The 22,393-nt window shown below is 70.9% G+C and carries 17 protein-coding genes; 8 read left to right on the top strand and 9 right to left on the bottom strand.

The window, feature by feature from the left end; all coding sequences use genetic code 11:
- The first annotated feature begins 45 nt into the window (after positions 1-45).
- Together A3CQ_RS0108080 and A3CQ_RS0108075 are read left to right on the top strand one after the other, a co-directional pair.
- Positions 46-726, top strand: coding sequence for a response regulator transcription factor (locus A3CQ_RS0108080; RefSeq protein WP_020510420.1), 681 nt, complete (start codon positions 46-48; stop codon positions 724-726).
- Positions 723-1,811: a sensor histidine kinase gene (locus A3CQ_RS0108075; RefSeq protein WP_020510419.1), complete on the top strand. Its 1,089-nt coding sequence runs from the start codon at positions 723-725 to the stop codon at positions 1,809-1,811. Before A3CQ_RS0108080 ends, A3CQ_RS0108075 begins: the two co-directional genes overlap by 4 nt.
- Here the strand turns inward: A3CQ_RS0108075 and vanX are convergent.
- The 5 genes from vanX to A3CQ_RS0108050 form a co-directional block, all read right to left on the bottom strand.
- Positions 1,775-2,383 carry a D-Ala-D-Ala dipeptidase VanX gene (gene vanX, locus A3CQ_RS0108070; protein ID WP_020510418.1) on the bottom strand — a complete coding sequence of 203 codons (609 nt, stop codon included), beginning with the start codon at positions 2,381-2,383 and terminating at the stop codon, positions 1,775-1,777. The genes A3CQ_RS0108075 and vanX overlap by 37 nt on opposite strands.
- Entirely contained in the window at positions 2,380-3,372 is a 993-nt protein-coding gene (gene vanA / locus A3CQ_RS0108065; protein WP_026205447.1) for a D-alanine--(R)-lactate ligase, read from the bottom strand. The genes vanX and vanA overlap by 4 nt, the downstream gene beginning before the upstream one ends.
- Entirely contained in the window at positions 3,365-4,324 is a 960-nt protein-coding gene (locus A3CQ_RS0108060) for a D-isomer specific 2-hydroxyacid dehydrogenase family protein (RefSeq protein WP_020510416.1), read from the bottom strand. Before A3CQ_RS0108060 ends, vanA begins: the two co-directional genes overlap by 8 nt.
- A gap of 71 nt (positions 4,325-4,395) precedes the next feature.
- On the bottom strand, positions 4,396-5,109 hold the full coding sequence (locus A3CQ_RS0108055; protein WP_020510415.1) for a VOC family protein: 714 nt from the start codon (positions 5,107-5,109) through the stop codon (positions 4,396-4,398).
- A gap of 111 nt (positions 5,110-5,220) precedes the next feature.
- Positions 5,221-6,507 carry a M20 metallopeptidase family protein gene (locus A3CQ_RS0108050; RefSeq protein ID WP_040431869.1) on the bottom strand — a complete coding sequence of 429 codons (1,287 nt, stop codon included), beginning with the start codon at positions 6,505-6,507 and terminating at the stop codon, positions 5,221-5,223.
- Positions 6,508-6,747: 240 nt separating this feature from the next.
- On the opposite strand from A3CQ_RS0108050, the gene A3CQ_RS0108045 reads away from it, so the two are divergent.
- A complete protein-coding gene (locus A3CQ_RS0108045; RefSeq protein ID WP_026205445.1) occupies positions 6,748-7,647 on the top strand; it encodes an alpha/beta fold hydrolase in 900 nt (299 codons plus the stop codon).
- 52 nt (positions 7,648-7,699) lie between these two features.
- Here A3CQ_RS0108045 and A3CQ_RS51960 read toward each other — a convergent pair whose 3' ends face one another.
- Both A3CQ_RS51960 and A3CQ_RS0108035 read right to left on the bottom strand, forming a co-directional pair.
- Positions 7,700-8,086, bottom strand: coding sequence for a VOC family protein (locus A3CQ_RS51960; protein WP_020510412.1), 387 nt, complete (start codon positions 8,084-8,086; stop codon positions 7,700-7,702).
- Positions 8,076-8,447 (bottom strand): VOC family protein, encoded by a 372-nt coding sequence (locus A3CQ_RS0108035; protein WP_020510411.1) that lies wholly within the window; start codon positions 8,445-8,447, stop codon positions 8,076-8,078. Before A3CQ_RS0108035 ends, A3CQ_RS51960 begins: the two co-directional genes overlap by 11 nt.
- Positions 8,448-8,524: 77 nt before the next feature.
- On the opposite strand from A3CQ_RS0108035, the gene A3CQ_RS0108030 reads away from it, so the two are divergent.
- Positions 8,525-9,670 carry a lactonase family protein gene (locus A3CQ_RS0108030; protein ID WP_084698974.1) on the top strand — a complete coding sequence of 382 codons (1,146 nt, stop codon included), beginning with the start codon at positions 8,525-8,527 and terminating at the stop codon, positions 9,668-9,670.
- On the opposite strand, the gene A3CQ_RS51955 is transcribed toward A3CQ_RS0108030, so the two are convergent.
- The gene (locus A3CQ_RS51955; protein WP_020510409.1) at positions 9,594-10,835 is read right to left on the bottom strand and encodes an RsbRD N-terminal domain-containing protein; all 1,242 of its coding nucleotides are present in this window, start codon (positions 10,833-10,835) and stop codon (positions 9,594-9,596) included. The genes A3CQ_RS0108030 and A3CQ_RS51955 overlap by 77 nt on opposite strands.
- A gap of 135 nt (positions 10,836-10,970) precedes the next feature.
- Here A3CQ_RS51955 and A3CQ_RS0108020 point away from each other — a divergent pair, with 135 nt between their 5' ends.
- On the top strand, positions 10,971-12,191 hold the full coding sequence (locus tag A3CQ_RS0108020; protein WP_020510408.1) for a YncE family protein: 1,221 nt from the start codon (positions 10,971-10,973) through the stop codon (positions 12,189-12,191).
- A gap of 54 nt (positions 12,192-12,245) precedes the next feature.
- Here the strand turns inward: A3CQ_RS0108020 and A3CQ_RS0108015 are convergent, their stop codons facing one another.
- Positions 12,246-14,456, bottom strand: coding sequence for an MMPL family transporter (locus A3CQ_RS0108015; protein WP_026205444.1), 2,211 nt, complete (start codon positions 14,454-14,456; stop codon positions 12,246-12,248).
- Positions 14,457-14,707: 251 nt separating this feature from the next.
- On the opposite strand from A3CQ_RS0108015, the gene A3CQ_RS0108010 reads away from it, so the two are divergent.
- From A3CQ_RS0108010 to A3CQ_RS51950, 3 genes are all read left to right on the top strand, one after another.
- On the top strand, positions 14,708-15,265 hold the full coding sequence (locus tag A3CQ_RS0108010) for a TetR/AcrR family transcriptional regulator (RefSeq protein ID WP_020510406.1): 558 nt from the start codon (positions 14,708-14,710) through the stop codon (positions 15,263-15,265).
- Between the two features lie 31 nt (positions 15,266-15,296).
- Positions 15,297-17,435 (top strand): MMPL family transporter, encoded by a 2,139-nt coding sequence (locus A3CQ_RS0108005; RefSeq protein ID WP_020510405.1) that lies wholly within the window; start codon positions 15,297-15,299, stop codon positions 17,433-17,435.
- Between the two features lie 104 nt (positions 17,436-17,539).
- Complete coding sequence (locus tag A3CQ_RS51950; RefSeq protein ID WP_020510404.1) at positions 17,540-22,342, top strand: PDDEXK-like endonuclease domain-containing protein; 4,803 nt, start codon at positions 17,540-17,542, stop codon at positions 22,340-22,342.
- Positions 22,343-22,393 lie beyond the last annotated feature (51 nt).

Here is a 22,393-nt window from a genome sequence, read left to right as displayed (position 1 = left end):
TCGGCCTTACGGTTTCCCTACGCGTGATCTCCTAGCGTCGGGCGCATGCGTGTGCTGGTCGTCGAGGATGAGCTGTTCATGGCGGAGGCGATCCGCGACGGGCTGCGGCTGGAGGCGATCGCGGCCGACCTCGCCGGCGACGGGGACACGGCTCTGGAGATGCTGAGCGTCAACGCCTACGACATCGCGGTCCTCGACCGCGACATCCCCGGGCCGTCCGGCGACGAGATCGCCGAGAGCATCGTCGCCTCGGCGAGCGGCATGCCGATCATGATGCTCACCGCCGCCGACCGGCTCGACGACAAGGCCTCCGGGTTCGGGCTCGGGGCCGACGACTACCTCACCAAGCCGTTCGAGCTGCGGGAGCTCGTGCTGCGGCTCCGGGCGCTCGACCGCCGGCGCGCGTACCACCGGCCGCCGGTACGCGAGATCGCGGGCCTGCGTCTCGACGCGTTCCGCCGCGAGGTCTTCCGGGACGGCCGGTACGTCGCGCTGACCCGGAAGCAGTTCGCCGTGCTCGAGGTTCTCGTCGCGGCCGGCGGCGGTGTGATCAGCGCCGAGGAGCTGCTGGAGCGGGCCTGGGACGAGAACGCCGACCCCTTCACCAACGCCGTACGGATCACCGTCTCGGCGTTGCGCAAACGGCTCGGCGAACCGTGGCTGATCGCCACCGTGCCCGGCGTCGGGTACCGGATCGACGCTCGGCTCGCTCGGCTCGCTCGGTGAGCGTCCGGCTCAAACTCACCCTCAGCTACGCGGGCTTCCTCATGGTGGCGGGCGCCCTGCTCCTCGCGGCCGTGTGGGTGTTCCTGCTGCGCTACATCCCGGACCGCGCGTTCGTCGTCTCCGCCGACATCGACCTCACGGTATTTCCCGTACGGTCGCGGCTCCTGGACGTCTTCGTCCCCCGTGCGGCCGGGGTGATGGCGTTCCTGCTGGTCTTCGGCCTGGTCGGCGGGTGGATTCTGGCCGGTCGCATGCTCGCGCCGCTGTCTCGCATCGCCGAAGCCACCCGGCTGGCCTCGACCGGGTCGCTCTCGCACCGGATCCGGCTGGCGGGCCGCCGGGACGAGTTCCGCGAGCTCGCCGACAGCTTCGACGGCATGCTCGAGCGGCTCGAGGCGCACGTCGACGAGCAGCGGCGGTTCGCGGCCAACGCCTCCCACGAGCTGCGCACCCCACTGGCGATCACGCGGACCCTGCTCGACGTCGCCCGGAGGGATCCGGACCGCGACCTCGGCGACCGGCTCCGCGCCGTCAACACCCGGGCGATCGAGCTCACCGAGGCATTGCTCCTGCTCAGCCGGGCCGACCGGCGATCGTTCACCCGGGAGCACGTCGACCTCTCCCTCCTCGCGGAGGAGTCCGTCGAGACGCTCCTTCCGCTGGCCGAGAAGCACGGCATCGCCATCACGACCGCCGGGGACCCCGCCACCACGGCCGGCTCGCCCGCGCTGCTGCTGCAGCTGATCACGAACCTGCTGCACAACGGCATCGTCCACAACCTTCCCAGCGGCGGCACCGTGCGGGTCGGCACCGCGATCCGCCCCGAGTCCGTGCTGCTCACCGTGGAGAACACCGGCGAGATGCTCGATCCGCGGCTGATCTCGACGCTCACCGAACCGTTCCAGCGGGGGACCGAGCGCATCGGCGGCGACCAGGCGGGGGTCGGCCTCGGCCTGGCGATCGTCAAGAGCATCGTCCAGGCCCACGACGGAACCCTGACGCTGGCCCCGGGCGCCGCCGGCGGTCTCCGCGTCACGGTGCGGCTGCCTCAGGCGACGGGAAAGTCAAAATACGTGTCCGGATAAGGTTCGTCCTTCAGGGTGTAATGCCACCACTCGGCGTCATACCATTCGAAACCGCAGTCCTCCATGACGGCGCAAAGGTATTGCCGGTTTCTCGCTGCGGCCGGCGTGATTCCGCCCGCGCCGTGATGCGAGACCGGATCCATCAGGTCGTGGTGGCCGCCCATCGGGGCGAGCTCATCGGTGGCCAGGTCGTAGAGCGTCAGGTCGACGGTGCTGCCCCGGCTGTGGCCCGACCGGGTGGCCACGTATCCCTTCTCGAACATCTCGGGCCGGTCGATGTTCGGATAGTGCCGCGGCTTCGTCCGGCCGTCCTCCGGCTGCTCCGACCAGCGCCGGAAGCGGTCGACGGCACGCTGCGGGCGATAGCCGTCCCAGAGAAGCAGGCCGAAGCCGAGGGACGCGGCCTTTCCCTGTGCCATCTCCAGGGCCACGCACAGGGCGCGGGTGCCGACGATGCGGTTCGCCAGGTAGCCGTCCACGGGTTTGCCGGTGAAGTTGTCCCAGGTGGCGTACTTGGCGTCCCACCGCATTCCGGGCACGAACTCGTCGACGAAAACGAAGTCGTCCCTCATCGGGGTCCTACCGCCAGCGCCACGATCCGGTCGATCACCTCGGCCAGTGACAGCCCGGCGGCTGCCATCATTCTCGGGTAGCGGCTGTACGAGGTCAGGCCGGGCAGGGTGTTGACCTCGTTGAGGATCACCGTTCCGTCGTCGGTCAGGAACATGTCGACCCGGGCCAGGCCTCGGCAGCCGAGCGTGCGATAGATGGCCATGGCGGTTTGCCGGACCCGTTCGCGAGATTCGGGGGAGATGTCCGCGGGGACGATCGGGGTCGAGTTCCCGGAGCCGTTCTCAGGCTCGGTCTCCTGATGGATCCGGAAGAATCCGTGGGTCAGCGAGATGCGGTCCACCTCGCCCACGATCAGATCCGGGTCGATGCCGAGAACGGCACAGCCGACCTCGCTGCCGGCGACGGCCTCCTCGATCAGCACCTTCTCGTCGTACTGTCGTGCGGTTTCCAGCGCAGCCGGGAGCTCTTCCTTGCTCGCCACCTTGCTGACGCCGAACGACGATCCCGACCGGGCCGGCTTCACGAAGACGGGATAGGTGAGCCGGTCCTCGTCCGCCGGGGCGACACAGAAATTCGGCGTGGCGATTCCCGCGCTTCTGACCACGGCGTACGCGAGGGATTTGTCCATGCACACGGCCGAGCTCTGGATGTCGCAGCCGGCGTAGGGGATGCCGGCAAGTTCCAGCAGGCCCTGTATCGCCCCGTCCTCGCCGCCCTTGCCGTGCAGAATCGGCAACACGACGTCCAGCCGGATCTCCTCGTATTTCCCCTCGTCCAGAACCAGCAACCCGTGGACGCCCCGGTCCGGTGACAGCACGGCCGGGCGGCCGTCGGCGAGCTGCCACGCGCCGCCGGTCGTGATCTCCATCCAGAACGGCTCGTACTTCTCGGGGTCGAGGTTCTTGGCGACCTCCCGCGCGGACTTGACGGAGACGGGGTGCTCCTCGGAGGTGCCCCCGAACAGGATTCCGACCTTCAACCTATCCATGCTTCTTTCCACCTTCGAAGTTCAGGCAATTGACGAGACTGTTCTCCACCGTGTCGCTCAGGGCGTGGTCGGTGTAATAGGCGGTGTGCGGGGTGATGAGCACATTCGGCAGTTGTTGCAGCCGCAGCAGTGCCGTGCTCCCGATCGGCTTGTCCCGGCAGTCGGCGTAGAAGATTCCTTCCTCGCCCTCGATGACGTCCAAGGCCGCGCCGCCCAGGTGACCGCTCTCCACCGCCGCTACCAGCGCCTCGGTGTCGACAAGGGAGCCGCGTCCGGTGTTGATGACGTACGCGCCCGGTTTCATCGACGCGATCCGCTGACGATTCAGGAGATGGCGAGTGTCCGCGGTCAGCGGGGTGTGGAGGGTGACGATGTCGCTCTGCCGTAACAATTCGTCGAGCGGCACATAATCGGCCGCGATCTTGTTGTCGTGGGCCAGTATCTTGCCGCCGAAACCGCGCAGCCGGTCGATGACCGCCGCGCCGATGCGACCGGTTCCGATCACCCCGACGGTCAGATCGCGCAGTTCTTTTCCGCGTGCGGCAGGCAATCGGTAGTCGTGGGTGTCGGCGCGGCGCAGGACGGATTTCGCGTCGCGCAGCACCATCAGCATGAGCATCAGCGTGTGGTCGGCCACGCTGTCGGGCGAATAGGCGACAGTTCCGACGGTGACGCCGACGCTCTCCGCGTACCGCACATCGATGTGGTTGCAGCCGATGCTTCGCGTGGAGATGTACTCCACGCCGGCCCGGCCGAGCGCTCTCAGCGTGGAATTCGCGACCTGAGTCTTGTGGCCGACGCTGATGCATCGGTTTCCGGCCGCCAGGCCGACGTTGGAATCGGACACCGCGGCCTCGGTGATGGTGGCGCGCACGCCGAAGCGCGGCGCCATCTCCCGGAACAGGACGGCCTCGTCCGGGCCGCACCCGTAAATGGTGATCCCCGTGGTCATGTCTCCCAGTCAAGAGACCACGGTGTTGCCGTTCCGTATGCGGTTTTCGATATGCCGGCGATATGTGCCGGTCAGTCCCAGCAGAGGCAGAACGGTTTGCCGGCCGGGTCGGCGTAGACCCGCCAGTTCTCGCCGCCGGCGTTCAGCGAGGTGGCGCCGAGCTTCAGCGCCGCCGGCTCGGCCGCCTCGATGTCGCCGACGGTGACGTCCAGGTGGAACTGCTGCGGGTACGCCGGGTCGGGCCAGCGCGGTGCGCGGTAGTCGGCGACCTGCTGGAACATCACCGGCTGCGCGCCGTCCTCGCCGATCATCGCCACGCCCTCGTCCTCGTACGTGACGGGTTTGCCGAGGAGGCTCGCGTAGAAGGTGCTCAGCTGCTTGGCGTCCGGGCAGTCGAGCATCACGCCCATGAGCGTGGGCTGCGGTTTCTCCGGGAACAGGCACAGGTCGAACGGGTGCCCGGCCGGATCGGCCAGCGTGTACCAGCTCTCGTTCTTGCGCAGCAGCTCGGCGCCCAGCTCCACTGCCCGCGCCGCGCCGGCGTCGAGGTCGGGCACACGAAGGTCGAGGTGTGCCTGCTGCGGAAACGCCGGATCGGGCCATCGCGGCGGCACATGCTCCGGGCTGAGCTGAACGGCGACGCGCCACCCGTCCCCGGTCTCCATCGCGATGAAGTCGTCGTCGGAGTCCTGCTGCTCGCTCCACCCGCCGAGCGTCGCGTAGAACGCGACGAGCCGCCGGGCGTCGGGCGCGTCGAGCACCACCGTCCGCAACGTGCCGATCATCGGCCTCTCCCTCCCGAGTCCCCGCCCATCATGCCCGCTCGTACCCCTCGGGTCATGCCGTTCCCCGACGAGCCCGGCGTGGCCGCGATCGACCACGTCGGCTCGGCCTCGCTATGTGCGGCTGGCGAGCCAGCCTGCCATGGCGCGGACGCCGAGGCCGATGGCTCGTTCGTCCGGGTTGAACGCACCGAAGTGCGGATAGCTGGTCTCGATGGCGGCACCGGGCGCGCGGACGCCGAGGAAGATGAACGTGCCGGGAATCCGGTTGAGGAACAGCGCGAAGTCCTCCCCGCTGAACGGGATCGCGGCGTACATCGTAGGCACCCGGTCGCGGCCGGCCGCCTGCTGCAGGTACCGCTTGATCGCCTGGCCTTCGCGCTCGGGACAGACCATGGCCGGGAACGGGTCGTTCGGGAAGGACACCGCGGCGCCGCCATATGAACGCGCGAGACGGTGGATCTCCTTGCGGATCTCGACGTACCGGCTCTGCGGCCAGCAGCGGTACGACACCTCGATCTCGGCCCCGGCGGCGGCGTCGGTCACCCCGGTCCGCATGAAGACGAACTCGGCCAACGGCCCGTCCGGTATCTGGATGTCCGCCACGAGCCGCTCAAGATCGGCGGACGTGGCTGGTGGAGACACCGTGCCGAGCGCCTCGATCTCAGCGGCGAGCCGCGGCGCGCTTCCGGCCGCCTGCGAACCCGTGAGCGTGATGAAGCCGCGGTCCTGGCCAGGAAGCCCGAACCCGGGCATGACGGCGAACTGGCCGACCGGGAAAGGCCCGCAGTGCAAGGCGTGGATCTCCGCCGGGCGGGTTCGGGCGAACACGCCGGCCTCGAGCATCGCGGCGGCGCCGGCGAGCGCTTCCTCGGCGGGCTGGAAGACGAACTGCACGGTGCCGGTGAGCCGGTGACGCAGGCGGGCCAGAACCTCCGCGACACCCACGCCGACGGCGGTGTGCACGTCGTGTCCGCACACGTGGGCCGGTTGCGGACCGCCTGCTATCTGCTCGTCCGGCGGTACCGCGTCCATGTCCGCCCGGTAGGCGACCGTCCGGCCGGGATGAGCGCCGGTGAGGACTCCCACGACCCCATACCCGCCGACACCCGTGGTGACGTCGAGGCCGGCCGAGCGAAGCCGCCGCGCCACCACTGCCGCGGTTCGCCGTTCCTGACCCGCGGTCTCGGGATGCTGGTGGATGTCACGACGCAAATCGATCAGGCCGCCGTCCAGCCGGGACGCCACCGCGTCGACCGTACGTTGGTCCAACGGCGCGGGCGTCGAAGTGTTTCCGGCGTACGCGGCCCATGCCGGTGCGAGCCCGACTGCCGCCACGCCGACAGCGGCGCCACCGAGCACGGCGCGTCGAGTGACGACGCGATCCTCCGAGTTGGACATGGTCCCTCCAGCGAGAGCGCGACTGCACCTCAGCAAGCCGATGCATCAGAGCGTGTCGCACTCGGCCACCGGGGCGCACTGGCGCTACCACGCCCTTCGGCAGTGGGGCTAGCCCCACCCCCGGTGCCGGCGGCGGCCGTGGGGATCGGCTTCGATGCCGTCATGAAAGCGCCGTCGCCGTCGCGGACGCTGGCGCGGTCAGCCGCCGATGTCACCGACCCTCGCGCGTAGGGTGACGGCATGCCAGTTGTGGCTGTCGCCCACCGCAACGTGGACGTCGACGGCATCCGCACGTTCTACCGCGTGGCCGGCCCGGCCGACGCCCCGGTGGTGCTGCTGCCGCACGGCTATCCGTCGTCGTCGTTCCAATTCCGTAACCTCATGCCGGCGCTCGGCGACCGCTGGCGGCTGGTTGCACCCGACCTGCCGGGGTTCGGGTACACCCGGGCCGCCGCCAACCGGTTCGCGTACACCTTCGACGCCTACGCCGACTTCCTGCGGCGGTTCACCGACGTGCTCGGGTTGACCCGATACGCGATCTACCTCCAAGACTACGGATCCCAGTTCGGGCTGCGGCTGGCCATGAGCGCACCGGAGCGGGTCGCCGCTCTGATCGTCCAGAACGGCGACATCTATGAGGACGAGCATGGGCCGAAATACGCGCCGCTGAAGGAGCTCTGGGCCGAGCCGAACCCGAAGGCGCTGGCCGGGGTGGCAGAACACGTTTCGGAGAACGGGTTCCGGGATGAGTTCGTCGGCGAGGTGCCCGAGGAAATCGCCGAACGGATCAGCCCCGACCTGTGGACGTTGTCCTGGGCGCAGGTTGGCCACCCACCCGGCCCGGAGAACCTGGTACACCTCCTCGCTGACCAGCGCACCACGGTTGAATGGTTCCCCCGTCAGCAGGCGTACCTGCGCGAGCACCGGCCTCCGACGCTCATCGTGTGGGGGCCGCACGACGGGTACATGCCCGAGGGAGCCGCCCGTGCGTACCTCCGCGACCTTCCGGACGCAGAACTACACCTGCTGGATGGTGGCCACTGGTTGTTGGAAACCCATCTCGACGAGGTCGTGTCGTTGATGCGCGACTTTCTCAGCCGCGTCCATCCGCCGCGCAAGCAGAGCTCAGCCGGTTCTTGACGGCCTTGTCGATCTCGGCGAAGGCGCGGGCGGGGAGGTGGGCCAGGACTGGTCATCTCACCTTGGCGACGAGCTCGACGAGGTTGCTGTCCGGATCCTTCAGCAGGGCGTTGCGGTTGCCGTTGCCCGCGTCGTGCGGGGCGATCAGGGCCGGGACGCCGGCCGCGACCAGCCGGGCGTACTCCTGATCGACGTCGTCTGTCCAGAAGACCACGACCATGGCCGGGCGGCCCGGTTCGGCCTCGACGCCGTGGACGGTGGCGGCCGCCTCGACCGTGCCCAGCCCGAGCGTGAAGCCGCCGGCTCGGAACTCGATGTGGGACGGGGTGCCCTCGCGCGGCGTGCGGAACGTCTCCTCCAGGCCCAGCAGGTCGCCGTAGAAGTGGGCGGCGGCCTCGATGTCGCGCGTGTAGAGAGTGACGAGCGCGTCAGCGATCATGCCGGTCAGCGTAATACTGGACCAGGCAGAACTCGTGATTCTCCGGGTCGGTCATGACGACGACCACGCCCTCGTCGTAGTCGTGACGCTCGCCGGTGAAGTGGCCGCCCAGCTCGACGACCTGGGCCATCCCTTTGTCGATGTCGTCCACGGTGACGTCGAGGTGGATGCGCACCTTGCCGGCGGCCGGCGTCGGCACCGGCTGGAAGACCAGGCGGGGCAGGGGATCGTCGCGCTCGCCGAGATAGACCCAGCCGTCCGGCGACGGGCCGGGCTCGCGACCGAGCAGTGCACTCCAGAAGCGCGCCACCAGCGCGGGGTCGAGGCAGTCGATCGTGACACCGGACCAGACGTTTCCCATCCGCCGATTCTGGCGGAGCACCAGCCGTTTCAGTCGCGCATCAGGGCCACGCCAGGCCGTGATGCCAGCGTCATTCCATGAATGTCAAAACAGCCATGGCCGGTGCGGCGGCCGGCGTCCTGGCGATCGCGGGCCTCTCGGCACCCGCGAGCGCCGCCGGCAAGGACGGGAACGACCAGCTCTACGTCGCCAACGGCGGTGACGACGTCGACCCGGCGAGCGCCAACTTCGCCCGCTTCGCCATCGCCGCCGACGGCCTGGTCACGCCCGAGGACACGCTCCCCACCGACTCGGCGAGCGGCCTGGTCTTCGCCCCCGCTTCCAAGACCAAGGGCCAGCATTTCGCGTACGCCGCCAGCGGCGTCCTCGACAAGATCGACCGTTACCGCGTCGCGGGCGACGGGGCTCTCACCTTCGCCGGGACCACCGATACGCCGGAGCCGTTCGGGACCGCGCTCGATCCGCACGGGCCGACGTTCTTCGTGGCCAACTTCAACGACGGTGCGAGCGGCGGCCTGTCCTCGTTCCACGTCGAGCCGGACGGGACGCTCCGCCACGTCAGCACCGTCGACACGAAAGCCGTACACCCCAAGGGTGTTGCCGTGACCCCGGACGGAAAGTTCGTCTACGTCGTGCACGGCACGCCGCGGTCGCCCAACCCGACCCCGAGCTTCCTGGTCGGATACGCCGTCGACCGCGATGGGAAGCTCTCCGGCCCGGTGGCGCGGGCCCAGATCGGCCCGAGCGGGCACCGCGTGGTCATCACCCCGGACGGCCGGTTCCTGTACCTCACCATGCAGGAGGCGGGCGACGCCGGTGACGTCCTCGGCTACCGGATCGGCTCGCACGGTGAGCTCACCCCCGTCACCGGCGGGCGCGTCGAGGCCGGCACCTGGGTCGAGGGCGCCGCGATCACCCCCGACGGCAAGCGGCTCTACGTCACGGCGCTCGGCGTCGTCGACGACCCGGCGCGGCGGCAGGACGGCGAGGTGCGCGGCTTCGACATCGGTGGCGACGGCCGGCTCACCGAGGCGGCCCGGGTCGGCGCGGGTGAGGATCCGAACGATCTGGCCGTCGGCCTTGACGGCAAGCACGTGTACGTCGGTGACTTCGGCGCCAGCACCTTGACCGTCTTCACCAGGGCGCTCAGGCCGGTGCAGACGGTCCCGTCGCAGGGTCTTTTCCCGTCCTATCAGGGCGTGACCGTGCGGCCGCGGGACTAGGCGGCGCCTCGAGCGGGGTGCGCGACCAGGCGCGCAGGGCCCACCACCACCGTACGGTCTCGAGGACCGGCAGGCCCTCGGCCGGCGTGCCGAAGCCGGTCAGGTCCTGCAGCCGGCGCAGCCGGTAGCGGACCGTGTTGGGGTGCAGGTGCAGGGCGCCGGCGGTGAGGTCGAGGCGCTGGCCGTGGTCGAGGTAGGCCAGCGCGGTCGACACCAGCTCGCGGTGGAAGTCGTCGGACGGGTCGAGCGCCCCGAGCAGCCCGCTGCTCAGGAACCCGGCCAGCATCGGCTGGGCGAACAGCGCCGTCTCGCCGGCCAGCTCGACCACGTCGCAGATGCCGGTGGACTCGCGGGCCCGGGCGGCGTGCAGCGCGGTGCGGCACAGCCGGTACGCGCTGCGGGCCTGCTCGAGCGTCACCGGTGGGGTCGTCACCACCAGCACGGACGGGTCGAGCGCCCGGCCCGCGGGAACGCGAGGGGTGAGCCCGCTGAGCCGGCCGCCGACCGGCGCGAGGACGCCGCCGCAGCGGGCGAACGCCTCCTCGAGGGACCGGACCCGGACCGGGTCGGCCACATCGGTCACCACGCAGTGGTACGAGCCGCTCGCGTGGAGGCCGAACCGGGCCGGGTCCTCCTCGGGCGCGGCGGGCGCCCCGTCGTCGTCGAGCAGCAGCCGGCGCAGGACGCGGATGCGGGCCGTACGGTCGTCGCGGTTGAGCTTGCGCTCGGCCTGGCGGTAGCCGTCGATGACGTGGCGCTCCAGCTCGGTGCCGTACCGGTCGAGCTGGAGCAGGGCCTGCAGCAGCTCGTCGTACGGGATGGCGGACTCCCGCCCCCGGTTGATGGCGATCTCCAGCAGCCGGCTGCGCCCGCCGTGCACCCCGGCCATCAGACCGGCCACCGGGACGCCGAGGGCGGCGCGCTCGGCCCCGAACCGGCGGGCCTCGGTGAAGTCGAGGTCGGAGCCGAAGTCACCCTCGGCGGCGGCCCGCTCGAACGCGGCGAACCCGGCCGCGAGCAGCGCGGCGACGTGCCGGCGGCTCTCCGCCCAGGGCAGGCGGGCGACCTCGGGGAACTGGTCGCGCGCCGAGGCGACCACGTCGTCGACGAGCTGGTCGTCCTGGGACATGTCGTGCACGAGGGCCGCGACGGTGCCGGTCAGCACGGTCGACCCGGTTGTCGGTCACGGACAAGGAGGGGCTGCGGCATTGGGTACTGCCCTCTATCGACGTCGATCGCTGGCTTGTTCCCATGGTGTTACCGAAAAGTAACAGCCGATACCCGGCTAGGGGAACCCGTCATGACCGTACACATCGGACTTTTTCCGGCTGCCCTCGTCTCGCTGCTGCTCGCGGCGAGCACGCCGGCGGCCGCCGCACCGGCCTTGCAGGAGGTCATGTTCGTCGGCAACAACTGGGAGGGCACGGTCGACGTCATCCACTCGAGCGGCGACTTCGCCAAGGTTGGGCGGTTGAACGTCGTACCGGACAAATCCCAGCGCCTCACCGAGATCTACCTCAACCCGATCAAGCTCGCCTACTACCTCGGCATCCAGCAGGGGCCCGGCGAGGGCCACGACCAGCTGGTCGACGACATGTACACCACGCCGGCCGGCGACGCGCTGGTCGCGTCCCGGCCGAGCTTCGCCGACGTGGTCTCCATCGACCTGGGCACCGGCGCGGTGCGCTGGCGTTTCGCGGTCTCCGGTTACCGCGCCGACCACATGGCCGTCTCGCCGGACGGCAAGACCGTGGCGGTCTCCGCCTCGACGTCGAACACCGTGCACGTGCTGGACATCGTCACCGGCCGGCAGCTCGGCTCGTTCACGGCCGGCGACAAGCCGCACGAGAACATCTTCACGAAGGACGGCAAGTACCTCTGGAACATGTCGATCGGCGAGGTGAACACGTCGCTGGACGACCCGGCCTGGGACTGGACCAAGGGCGACCGGCACATCACGATCGCCGACACGAAGACGTTCCAGGTGGTCAAGACCATCGACATGCGGCCCCGGCTGGACGCCTTCGGCCGCTCCGACCTCTCCGACGCGGTCCGGCCGGCGGTGTTCAGCCCGGACGAGTCGAAGCTGTACTTCCAGGTGTCGTTCTTCGCCGGCCTCGTCGAGTACGACGTCGCCACCGACAAGATCACCCGGGTCAGGGAGCTGCCGCTCAACCCGGCCACCAGCCCCGACCGGACGACGTGGGTGAACGACTCCCGGCACCACGGCCTGTCGATGAGCCCGGACGGCACCAAGCTCTGCGTGGCCGGAACGATGGACGACTACGCGACCGTGGTCGACCGGGCGACGCTCGCGCCGGGGCCGCTGGTCACCGCGAGCAAGCCGTACTGGGCCACGGTCAGCGGCGACGGCAAGGACTGCGTGATCTCCGAGTCGGGCGCCGATCAGGTCTCCGCGATCAGCTTCGCCACCGGGCAGCGGGTGGCCACGGTGGCGGTGGGCGACCATCCGCAGCGGGTCCGGATCGGGCACGTCCCCGTGGGCTGGACCGCGCCGTGAGAAAGGGGCCGCCCTCCGGAAGGGGGGCGGCCCACTCGACGTACGGGAAAAGGGTCAGGGAGCACCGACCAGCTCGCGCTCCCGCTCCTCCGGGACAGCCGCGGTGGCGGCGTGCCGCCCACGCGGCCGCATGAAGCGCGGCGCCCACCAGTTCGCCGGGCCCAGCAGCGTCATCAGCGACGGCAGCACGACCGCCCGGATGATCGTCGCGTCCAGCAGGATCGCCGCGGCCAGGCCGATGCCCAGCTGCTTCATGTCGATCGTGCTGAGCGTCGCGAAGATCGAGAAGACGGCGACCATGACGATCGCGGCGCTGGAGACCGTGCCGGCCGAGCCCGCGATGCCCTCGGCGACCGCCTCGCGGGTGGGCACCCCGCGCCCGACCGCCTCGCGGATCCGGCTGACCACGAAGACGTGGTAGTCCATCGACAGGCCGAACAGGACCACGAACAGGAACAGCGGCAGCCAGGTGACGATCGCGCCCATCGAGGTGAACCCGAGCAGGCCCTCCGCCCAGTGGTTCTGGAAGACCACGACCAGCAGGCCGTACGCCGCGCCGGCCGACAGCAGGTTCAGCAGGATCGACGTGGCCGCCACCACGACCGAGCGGAACGTCCACGCCATCACCAGGAAGGTGAGCGCGAGCACGAAGCCGGCCACGATCGGCAACGTCTGCCAGATGTGCTTGGCGTAGTCCTCGTTCTCGGCGACGTCACCGGCCACCGCGTATTTCGCGCCGGGGATGCCGCTCAGCGCGGCCGGCGCGAGTTTCTGCCGCAGTTCGTGCAGGGAATCCGCGCCCTTCTCGCTGCGTGACGAGAACGGGGTCGCCAGCTCCATCACCGACACCGTCCTGTCGGCCGACACGTCGATCTTCGGCCCGGTGGCCTCCAGCTGCGCGAACAGCGGGTCGCCCTGGGTGCTGCCGGCCAGCTTGGTCAGCGCCGCCTTGACCGTGGCGGCCTCGGCGGCCGGGGCCTGGACGGCCACGACGTGGGTCGTTCCATTGCTCGGGTACGCGGCGGCGAGCCGGTCGTACGCCTGCATCGCCGGCGTCGTGCGGGGCAGATCCTCCGTACCCGGGAACTTGAGCTTCATGCCGATCGCCGGGGCGGCCAGCGCGAGCAGGGCCAGGACGCTCACGACCAGGGTGATCGCGGGCTTCTTCAGCGCCGGGTTCAGGATCTTGCGCCAGACCCGTCCCTCGCCGTTGGTGTTCTTGGTGAGGCGCCAGATCAGCGGCACGCGGGGACGGTCGACCCAGCGGCCGAGCTTGGCCAGCAGCGCGGGCAGCACGGTCAGCGAGCCGATCACGGCGACGGCGACGACCAGGATCGAGCCGGTGGCCAGCGACGAGAACGTCGAGTCGCGGGCGAGGAACAGCCCGGCCATCGCGATGATCACGGCGGTGCCGGAGACGACGACCGCGTGCCCGGAGGTCTCGGCGGCGATCTCCACCGCGTCCACGTGACCGCGGCCCTTCGCCCGTTCCTCGCGTTCCCGCTTGACGTAGAACAGCGAGTAGTCGATGCCGACGGCCATGCCGATCAGCAGGATGACGCTGCCGGTGGCGTCGCCCATCGGCACCAGGTGCGAGGCGAGCGTGGACAGGCCCATGGCCGCGACGACCGAGGAGAGGGCCAGCAGCACGGGCACGCCGGCGGCGATCAGCGCGCCGAACGCGAGGATCAGGATCGCCAGGGTGACCGGAAGGCTGAGGATCTCGGCCTTCTGGAAGTCCTTGCCGAGCGTGTCGTTGAGCGCCTTCTCGATCGACGGGCCGCCGACCTCCTCGACGCGCAGGTCAGGGTGGGCTTTTTGCACCTCCGCCGTGGCCGCGCGTAGCGGCTCGACCCGATCGGGTGCGGTGTCCGGATCGCCGGTCATCGTGATCGGCACGAGCAGCGCGGTGCCGTCGCGGGACGGGATCGGGTCGCCGACCTTCTCCACGCCGGTGACCGTGCCGAGCTTCGTGGCGGCGTCCTTCGCCGCCGCTTCAGCGGCTTTGACATCGAGCCGGCCAGTAGGAGCCGTGATCAGCACGTTGTCCACGGCCGGCTCGTCGGCGAACTGGCCTTCCTCGATCATCACGTACGCGCGGCCGGACTCGCCGATCGCATCGTCCTGCGCGGTCGCCTCATGCGTGCCGGCCATGTTGCCGCCCACGAAGCACACCGCCACGAAAACCATCCAGAGCGCGATCGCGCGCCACGGGTGCTCGGCGCTCCAGCGTGCCATGCGTACCGTCACCGGTCGCTTCCCCATTTTGGGGCCCCCTTCGAAGCTTTTCTGTGTCGAAGCTGAAGTTAGGCAGTGCGCGAGCTGGGAACATCCGGGTCCGACCCCGGTCGGACCCCGGTCCGATTTGCGCTTGCCTCAGGCGCGCTTTCCGCGCAGAACGGGCATATCCCCAGCGAACCCTGAGGCCGGATCAGGGGCTCTCCCGGAGAAATCTGTGAGGACCGACACGGTCCGTTCCCGACCAACTTGGTCCGTATCCGACTAGGGTGGTCCACATGCCGCGCCCGACGAAGCAGGAGATCGAGGACGAGATCCTCGAGACCGCCGCCACCCTCTTCGCCCGGCACGGGTTCAAGGAGACGTCGATCCAGCGGGTCGCCGACGCCGTCGGCTACTCCAAGACCGGTCTGCTGCACCGCTTCCCGACCAAGGAGGCGCTGCAGGAGGCGGTGGTCGACCGGGCTCTCGCCGACATGCGCGCGATTGCCGACGAGGCCGAGGGCCTGCCGGTCGGCCCCGACCGCGACCGCGTGGTGGTCACCGGTGTCGCCCGCCTCGCGCTGGCCCGCCCGGGCGCGGTCGCGCTGCTGCTCAGCGGCCTGATGAGCGCGCCCGACAGCGACATGCTCCAGCAGGTCGGCGGGGTGGTCTTCACGGCCTTCGGCGTGGCCGACCCGTCCTGTGCCGCCGACCTCGACCTGCCCCGCCTGCTGCGCATCATCGGCGCCCTGGGCGCGCTGACGGTCACCGCCGTCGCGATGCAGGAGAAGGAACACCTGACCGTCGCCGACCTCGTCGGGGTCGGCTACGACGCGCTCGGCCACGGGCGCTGATCCCCCGCACCCCAACAGAGGACCGACCCTCATGGCATCTCTGCTGCACCGCCTCGGCCTGTCCGCCGTACGGCACCGGATCGCCGTCACCGTCACCTGGCTGGTCGCGCTCATCGCGGTCGGCGTCGGCGCGGCCACGCTCTCCGGTGCGACCGTCAACTCGTTCTCGATCCCGGGCCAGGAGTCGACGATCGCCCTCGACCTGATGAAGCAGCGCTTCGGGGACGCGTCGGCCGGCGCGACCGCCCAGGTCGTGATGGTCGCCCCGGCCGGTGGCAAGATCACCGACCCGCAGACCGCCGCCCAGGTCACCCAGACCGTCGGCCGGCTGGCCGAGCTGCCCGGCGTGGTGGCCGTGAGCAACCCGCTCGACCCGAAGTCGCCGGTGGTCTCCCGCGATCAGACCGCGACGTACAGCACGGTCACGTACGGCGTCCAGGCCTCGGAGATCACCCCCGAGGAGCGGACGGCGCTGACGGACGCGGCCGGCCAGGCGAGCAGCGGTGGCTTGACCGTCGAGGTGCGGGGCGAGGCGGCCCGGGAGTCGGGCGCCGACGTGGGCGGCCCGGCCGAGGGCATCGGCGTGATCGTGGCGCTGCTGGTGCTCGCGCTGACCTACCGCTCGCTGGTCGCGGCCGGGATGAACCTGCTGACCGCGCTGGTCGGCGTCGGCATCGGCGCGCTCGGCATCGTCACGCTGACCGGCTTCGTCGAGCTCCAGTCGACGACCTCGATCCTGGCGGTGATGCTCGGCCTCGCCGTCGGCATCGACTACGCGCTGTTCATCATCACCCGCTTCCGGCAGGAGCTGCTGCGGGGCCTGCCCGTGCCCGAGGCCGCCGCGATGGCCGTCGGCACGGCCGGCTCCGCGGTGCTGACCGCCGGCCTCACCGTGGTGATCGCGCTGGCCGGCCTCTCGGTGGCGGGCATCCCGTTCCTCACCGAGATGGGCCTGGCCGCTGCGGCCACCGTCGTCATCGCCGTGCTGGTCGCGCTGACGCTGGTCCCGGCGATCCTCGGCTTCATCGGGAAGCGGGCGCTCCCGCGCAAGCTGCGGCCCGAGCGCGGCTTCTACCGCGGCTGGGCCGCCCTGGTCACCCAGCGCCGCTGGATCAGCCTGATCGTCGCGGTCGCCGCGCTCGGGGTCATCGCCATCCCGGTCACCCAGATGCAGACGTCATTGATCCAGAAGGAGGTTCCCGGCAGCAGCGCGGCCAAGGCGGACGCGATCATCGCCGAGCGTTTCGGCCCGGGCTTCGCCGGCCCGCTGCTGGTCCTGGTCGACGGGTCCGGTTCCGCTTCCTACGCGACGTCCGTACGCGACCAGATCGGCGACCTGCCGGGCGTGGCAGTGGCCACCGCGCCCCGGCCGGACGCGGCGGGCACGGCCGCCCTCATCACGATCATCCCGGCCAGCGGACCGGACTCCCCGGCCACGGTCGACCTCGTGCACGCGCTGCGCGACAAGGTCTCCGACGGCCCGGACGCCAAGGTGTACGTGACCGGGCAGACCGCGATCAGCATCGACGTGTCGCAGAAGCTCAACGACGCCCTGCCGATCTACCTGGCGCTCGTCGTCGGTCTCGCGTTCGTGCTGCTGGTGCTGGTGTTCCGGTCGATCCTGGTGCCGGTCGTCGGCGTGCTCGGCTTCCTGCTGACGATCGGCGCGGCGCTCGGCGCCACCACCGCGGTCTTCCAGTGGGGCTGGCTGTCGGGCATCGCGAACGTCAAGGTCACCGGCCCGCTGCTGAGCCTGTCGCCGATCATCATCGTCGGCATCCTGTTCGGCCTGGCCATGGACTACATGGTGTTCCTGGTGTCGCGGATGCACGAGGCGCACGCGCACGGCGTGGCCCCGCGCGACGCGGTGGTCACCGGTTTCCGGCAGGCCGCCCCGGTGGTGGTCGCGGCGGCCACGATCATGTTCGCGGTGTTCGCGGGCTTCGTGCCGCAGGGCAACGACACGGTCAAGCCGATCGCGTTCGCGCTGGCCACGGGCATCCTCTTCGACGCGCTGGTGGTCCGGATGGTCGCCATTCCGGCCGCGATCGCGCTGATGGGCAGGGCGGCCTGGTGGCTGCCGCGCTGGCTGCGGAGGCTCCCGGCCCTGGACGTCGAGGGCACCGCCCTGGAGCGGGCGCCTCAGGAGGAACCCGTTCCGGTTGGTTGATGGTTCGCCCGCTTCCAGGCCGATCGACCGTTATGCGGCGAATATCCGGAAGGAAGCGGGCCAATCCCCAGCGTGACGGCCGTCCGTCTTGCTGCAATTGAGGCATGCGGCCGGATCATGCAGCGGACCTGAGCGAGCTACCCGACGGCGAGGTCCGGGCTGCGCTCGAGACCTGGCGCTCGGGCCTCGTCGACCTCACCGACGCCAACCGGCTGCTCAACTTCGGCCGGACCCCGTCCGACGCCGTCCCGATCACCGGGCCGACGCCGAAGACCCTGCTGCAGGTCCTCCAGGACGACGGGGCCTTCGGGTTCCCCGGCGGCGACGCCGACGACGGGCGGCCGGTGCTGCGCACCGAGCTGGCCGAGAACGACCTCGGCGCGCTGCTGCACCGGTTCTACCGGCGGTCCCGCCAGGAGCTGCTCGACCGCGGGGTGTGCTCGCTCTACCTGGCGATCGGGATGATGCACTGGACCGACGACCGGAACACCCCGTACCAGAGCCCGATCTTGTTGATCCCGGTCGAGATCGACCCGGCCGGGCCGTTGCTGCGGGCCCGTCACGACGATCCGATCGTCAACCCGGCCCTCGCCCTGCGGATGGCGCCGCTCGGCATCGAGCTGCCGGCGGTGAGCGGTCTCGGCGAGCTCGACGTGACCGTGCTCTGGGCGCACATCGACGTCGCGATCGGCGAGCGGCCGGGCTGGTACGCCGACGAGACCGTGGTCCTGTCCAGCTTCGGCGTGCACCGCGAGTCGATCCACGCCGACCTGGTGGAGAGCGAGCCGCACATCGTCGAGCACCCGATCGTGCGGGCCCTCGCCACCCGGGACGCGGCCCGGCAGTTCGCCTTCGAGCCGCCCGAGCCGGCCCGGATCGACGAGATCGCCCCGGCCGAGGACGTGCCGCTGCTGCTCGACGCGGACTCCACCCAGCGGGCCGCGGTGGCCGCCGCGGTCGCCGGGCGCAGCTTCGTGCTCGACGGCGCGCCCGGCACCGGCAAGTCCCAGACCATCGCGAACATGGTCGGCTGCCTGCTGCACACCGGCAAGCGGGTGCTGGTCGTCTCGGAGAAGGCCGCCGCGCTCGACACGGTCCAGCGGCGGCTCACCGAGTCCGGGCTCGGGAACTACCTGCTGCCGCTGCACAGCGACCTGACCGGGCGGCACGAGGTGGCCGCCGCGCTCACCGCCGCGCTCGACACCGACCCGGCGCCGCTGGCCACGATGGACCCGATCGACCGGCGCGCGGTGCGCGAGCGCCGGGAGCGGCTCGCCGCGTACGCGGAGGCCATGACCTGCATCCGGCAGCCGCTCGGCCGCAGCCTGCACGAGGTGATCGGGATCTGCGCGACCCTGCAGCACGTGCCGGCCGCGCCGGTGCCGCAGGAGGTTCCCTCGGAGCTGACCGCCGAGGGCCTCGACCAGATCCGCGAGGCCGTCGGCCGGCTCGGCAAGCTGCGCAGCGAGGACTACCTGTGGCGGGACGCGGTCGAGCGCGAGCCGATGGAGATCCCGCTCAAGCAGGCGCTCAAGGCGCTCGGCAAGCTCGCCGAGATGGTGTTCGCGAACTCGCTCCTCGCCGACGCCTTCGACCTGCACGAGCCGGCCGGCGCGAGCACGCTCGCCGCGCTGGCCGCGCATGCCGGCCGGCGCCCTGGCAAGATCGTCGAGGAGTGGCTGACCGCGGCCGGCCTCCAGCCCGTCCAGCAGGCCGCGGCCGACCTCACCAAGCACCTGGCCGCCCTGCGCTACGGCGGCATCCCGTGGGCCGACCTGCCCTCGGCCGCCGACCTCACCAGCGTTCCCGACCTGTCGCACCTGCGGCCCGAGCCGATCGACCTGCACCCGCTGAACGCCGCGCAGGCCGAGCACCTGGCCAACAAGTTCGCCGAGGAGGCCGACCGGCTCGAGGCCCGGCAGGAGTCCCTCGACCGGGTCACCGCCCGGCTCGGCCTGCCGCACGTGGTGAGCTTCCGCGACTCGGCCCGGGTGATCGCCATCGCCGGCCTGATCGCCCGGGACACCAAGCCCGAGGCCGCGTGGTTCGCCGAGGGCGGGATAGCCGCCGCGCACGCCGCCGTGCGCGCCCTGCGCCGGGCCGTCGACGCGGTCAACGCCGCCGAGGAGCAGGCCCGCCGCCACTTCGACGAGGGCGTGCTCCAGGAGCCGATCGAGGAGATGGCCGAGCGGCTCACCAACCGGCGCGGGCCGCGCAAGCTGCTGCGGGGCACCCGGCGGGCCAAGAAGGCCACGATCGACGCGGCGCTGCCCGAGGTCACCCCCGAGGAGGCGGTCGCCAACGTGGAGGACGCGGCGGCCTGGAAGGCGGCGCTCGACGAGCTGGAGGACCTCGCCGACGAGCACGCCGAGATCCTCGGCCGGCACTGGGACGGCATGGACACCGACTTCGGCGCGGTCCAGGAGGCGCTGCACACCGCCGACGAGGTGATCCGGGAGACGCCGGCCGAGGCGCTGGCGGCGGTCGTCGTGCACGTGACCGCGCCCCGGCCGAACAGCGCGCTGCTGCGGATCGTCGGCGAGGCCCGCGACGAGTTCGACCGGTTCCGCACGACGCTGCGCGAGCCGCCGGCCCGCGCGCCGCGGCCCGAGCTGGGTGAGGGCGCGATCCAGGAGGCGGTGACCTGGCTGCGTGCACACGTCGCGCCGCTGCGGGCCGCGGCCGAGATGCTCCGGGCGTACGGGGGACCGACCGGGCGCGGCGATCTCACCCTGGCCGAGGCCGTGGAGATCGCTCAACAGCGGCAGGCGGCGGTGGACGCGGAGGCGGCGATCTGGGCCAGCGCCGGGCCGCACGCCGCGGTGCTCGGCTCGATCTACCGCGGCACCAAGACCAACGACGAGCTGATGAACCAGATCGTCGCGTGGACCGCCGAGGCCCGCCGGCTGCACCACGGGCACGACGCGGCACTCACCGCCGAGCAGGCGCACGCGATCGCCGAGATCGAGCCCAGCGACGGGCTGGCCGCCGCGGTGGCCGGCTGGGAGCACGCCCGCGAGCAGGTGCTCGGCGCGTTCGCCCCGCAGCGGCGGATCGAGCTCTCCACCCACCTCGGAGACTACGACACGGCCCGCGACCTGCTGGTCGAGCTGCTGCACGACGCGACCGGGCAGCAGAACTGGTTCGTGCACCAGGACGCGAAGGACACGATTCTCTCGTACGGGCTCGGCGAGGCGCTCGAGTACTGCGCCGACCACGAGGTCGAGGCGGACCGGATCTGGCCGGTGCTGGAGCGGGCGCTGCACCGCGGCTGGGTCGACCAGATCCTGCGGACCGACCAGGGGCTGCAGCCGGTCGACGCCGAGGAGCGGGTGCATCTGGTCGAGGTGTTCAAGCTGCTGGACAACGAGCTCAACGCGGCCGCGCTGGCCGACATCGTGTACGCCGTGGAGGCCCGGCGGCCCTCGGCCGCCAACACCGGCGAGCCCGCGCTGATCCGCCGCGAGGGTGGCAAGCGGACCGGGCATCTGGCCGTCCGGGAGCTGATCGCCCAGGCCCGGCACGCGGTGCAGGGGCTGAAGCCGTGCTTCCTGATGTCGCCGCTCGCGGCGTCGCGGCTGCTCCCGCCGGAGATCGAGTTCGATGTGGTGATCATCGACGAGGCGTCCCAGGTGACCACGGCCGACGCGATCAACTGCGTGTACCGCGGCGACGCGCTGATCGTCGTGGGCGACGAGCGGCAGCTGCCCCCGACCAGCTACTACGACAAGGTCGAGGACGACGTCGACGACTTCCCGTCGATCCTCGACCTGGCCCGCGAGACGTTCCCGGTGCTCGAGCTCGGCTGGCACCACCGCAGCCGGCACGAGGCGCTGTTCGCGTTCGCCAACCTCGCCTACTACAACGGGCGACTGGTCAGCCTGGCCCGCGCGTACGCCCGCGAGCCCGACCACGGCGTGCAGCTCTACCACGTCGACGGCGTCTACCACCGGATGACCACGTCGGACAACCCGATCGAGGCGGCCGCGGTCGCGGAACGGGTGCTGCACCACCTCACCCACCGCCCCGGCCGCACGCTCGGCGTGGTGACGCTGTCGGTGGCGCAGGCCGACGCGATCGACGAGGCCGTGCAGGACATGATCGCCGACCACCCCGAACTGGCTCACCTGATCGACGACGAGGACCGCCTCGACGGGTTCTTCTGCAAGAGTCTCGAGGCCGTGCAGGGCGACGTCCGCGACGTGATGATCCTTTCCGTCGGCTACGGCTACGACGAGAACGACAAGATCAGCACGAACTTCGGCGTCCTCAACCGCACCCGCGGCTGGCGCCGCCTGAACGTCGCCATCACCCGCGCCCGCCGGCGCCTGGAGGTCGTCTCCTCGATCCACTCCGCCGATGTCCAGGACATGGGCAACGAGTCGATAAGGCATCTGAAGGCATTCCTCGAGTACGCCGAGAGGGACGCCGCGACGCTCGGGAAGGAGGTGACCGATCGCGAGGGAATGACCGCGTTCGAGGAATCCGTCCTCGACACGATCAAGGGCTGGAATTTCGCCGTACGACGTCAGATCGGCGCGGCCGGACATTGGGTCGACATCGGCGTCCTGCACCCCGATCACCCCGACGAGGTCTACGTCCTGGGCATCGAGTTCGACGGTCCCGCGTACCGCCGGATCCCCTCGGCCCGCGACCGCGACCGGCTGCGTGAGCAGGAGTTGCGCGACCTGGGCTGGCACCTGCACCGCGTCTGGTCCACGGCCTGGTACTCGAACCAGGCCGACGAGGCGGGCCGGCTGCTGGCGGCGATCCAGCGCGCCGTCTCGGACCCGGCGCCCAGCTTCGACCGGCTGCCGTCGCGCGGCTGGAACGCGCCCTACCGCGCGGTCGGCCGCGACCTGACGCACCCCGCCACCCCGGCCTGGCCGCCTCACCCTTTCGAGTGAAGACCGCCCGCGCGGCGGCGCTCACGACCGGCCCGCCGCGCTGCCCGGCAC

The sequence above is a fragment of the Paractinoplanes globisporus DSM 43857 genome (genome assembly GCF_000379645.1).
Classification (GTDB): Bacteria; Actinomycetota; Actinomycetes; order Mycobacteriales; family Micromonosporaceae; genus Actinoplanes; species Actinoplanes globisporus.
This window is presented reverse-complemented; position numbering and strand designations above follow the sequence as displayed.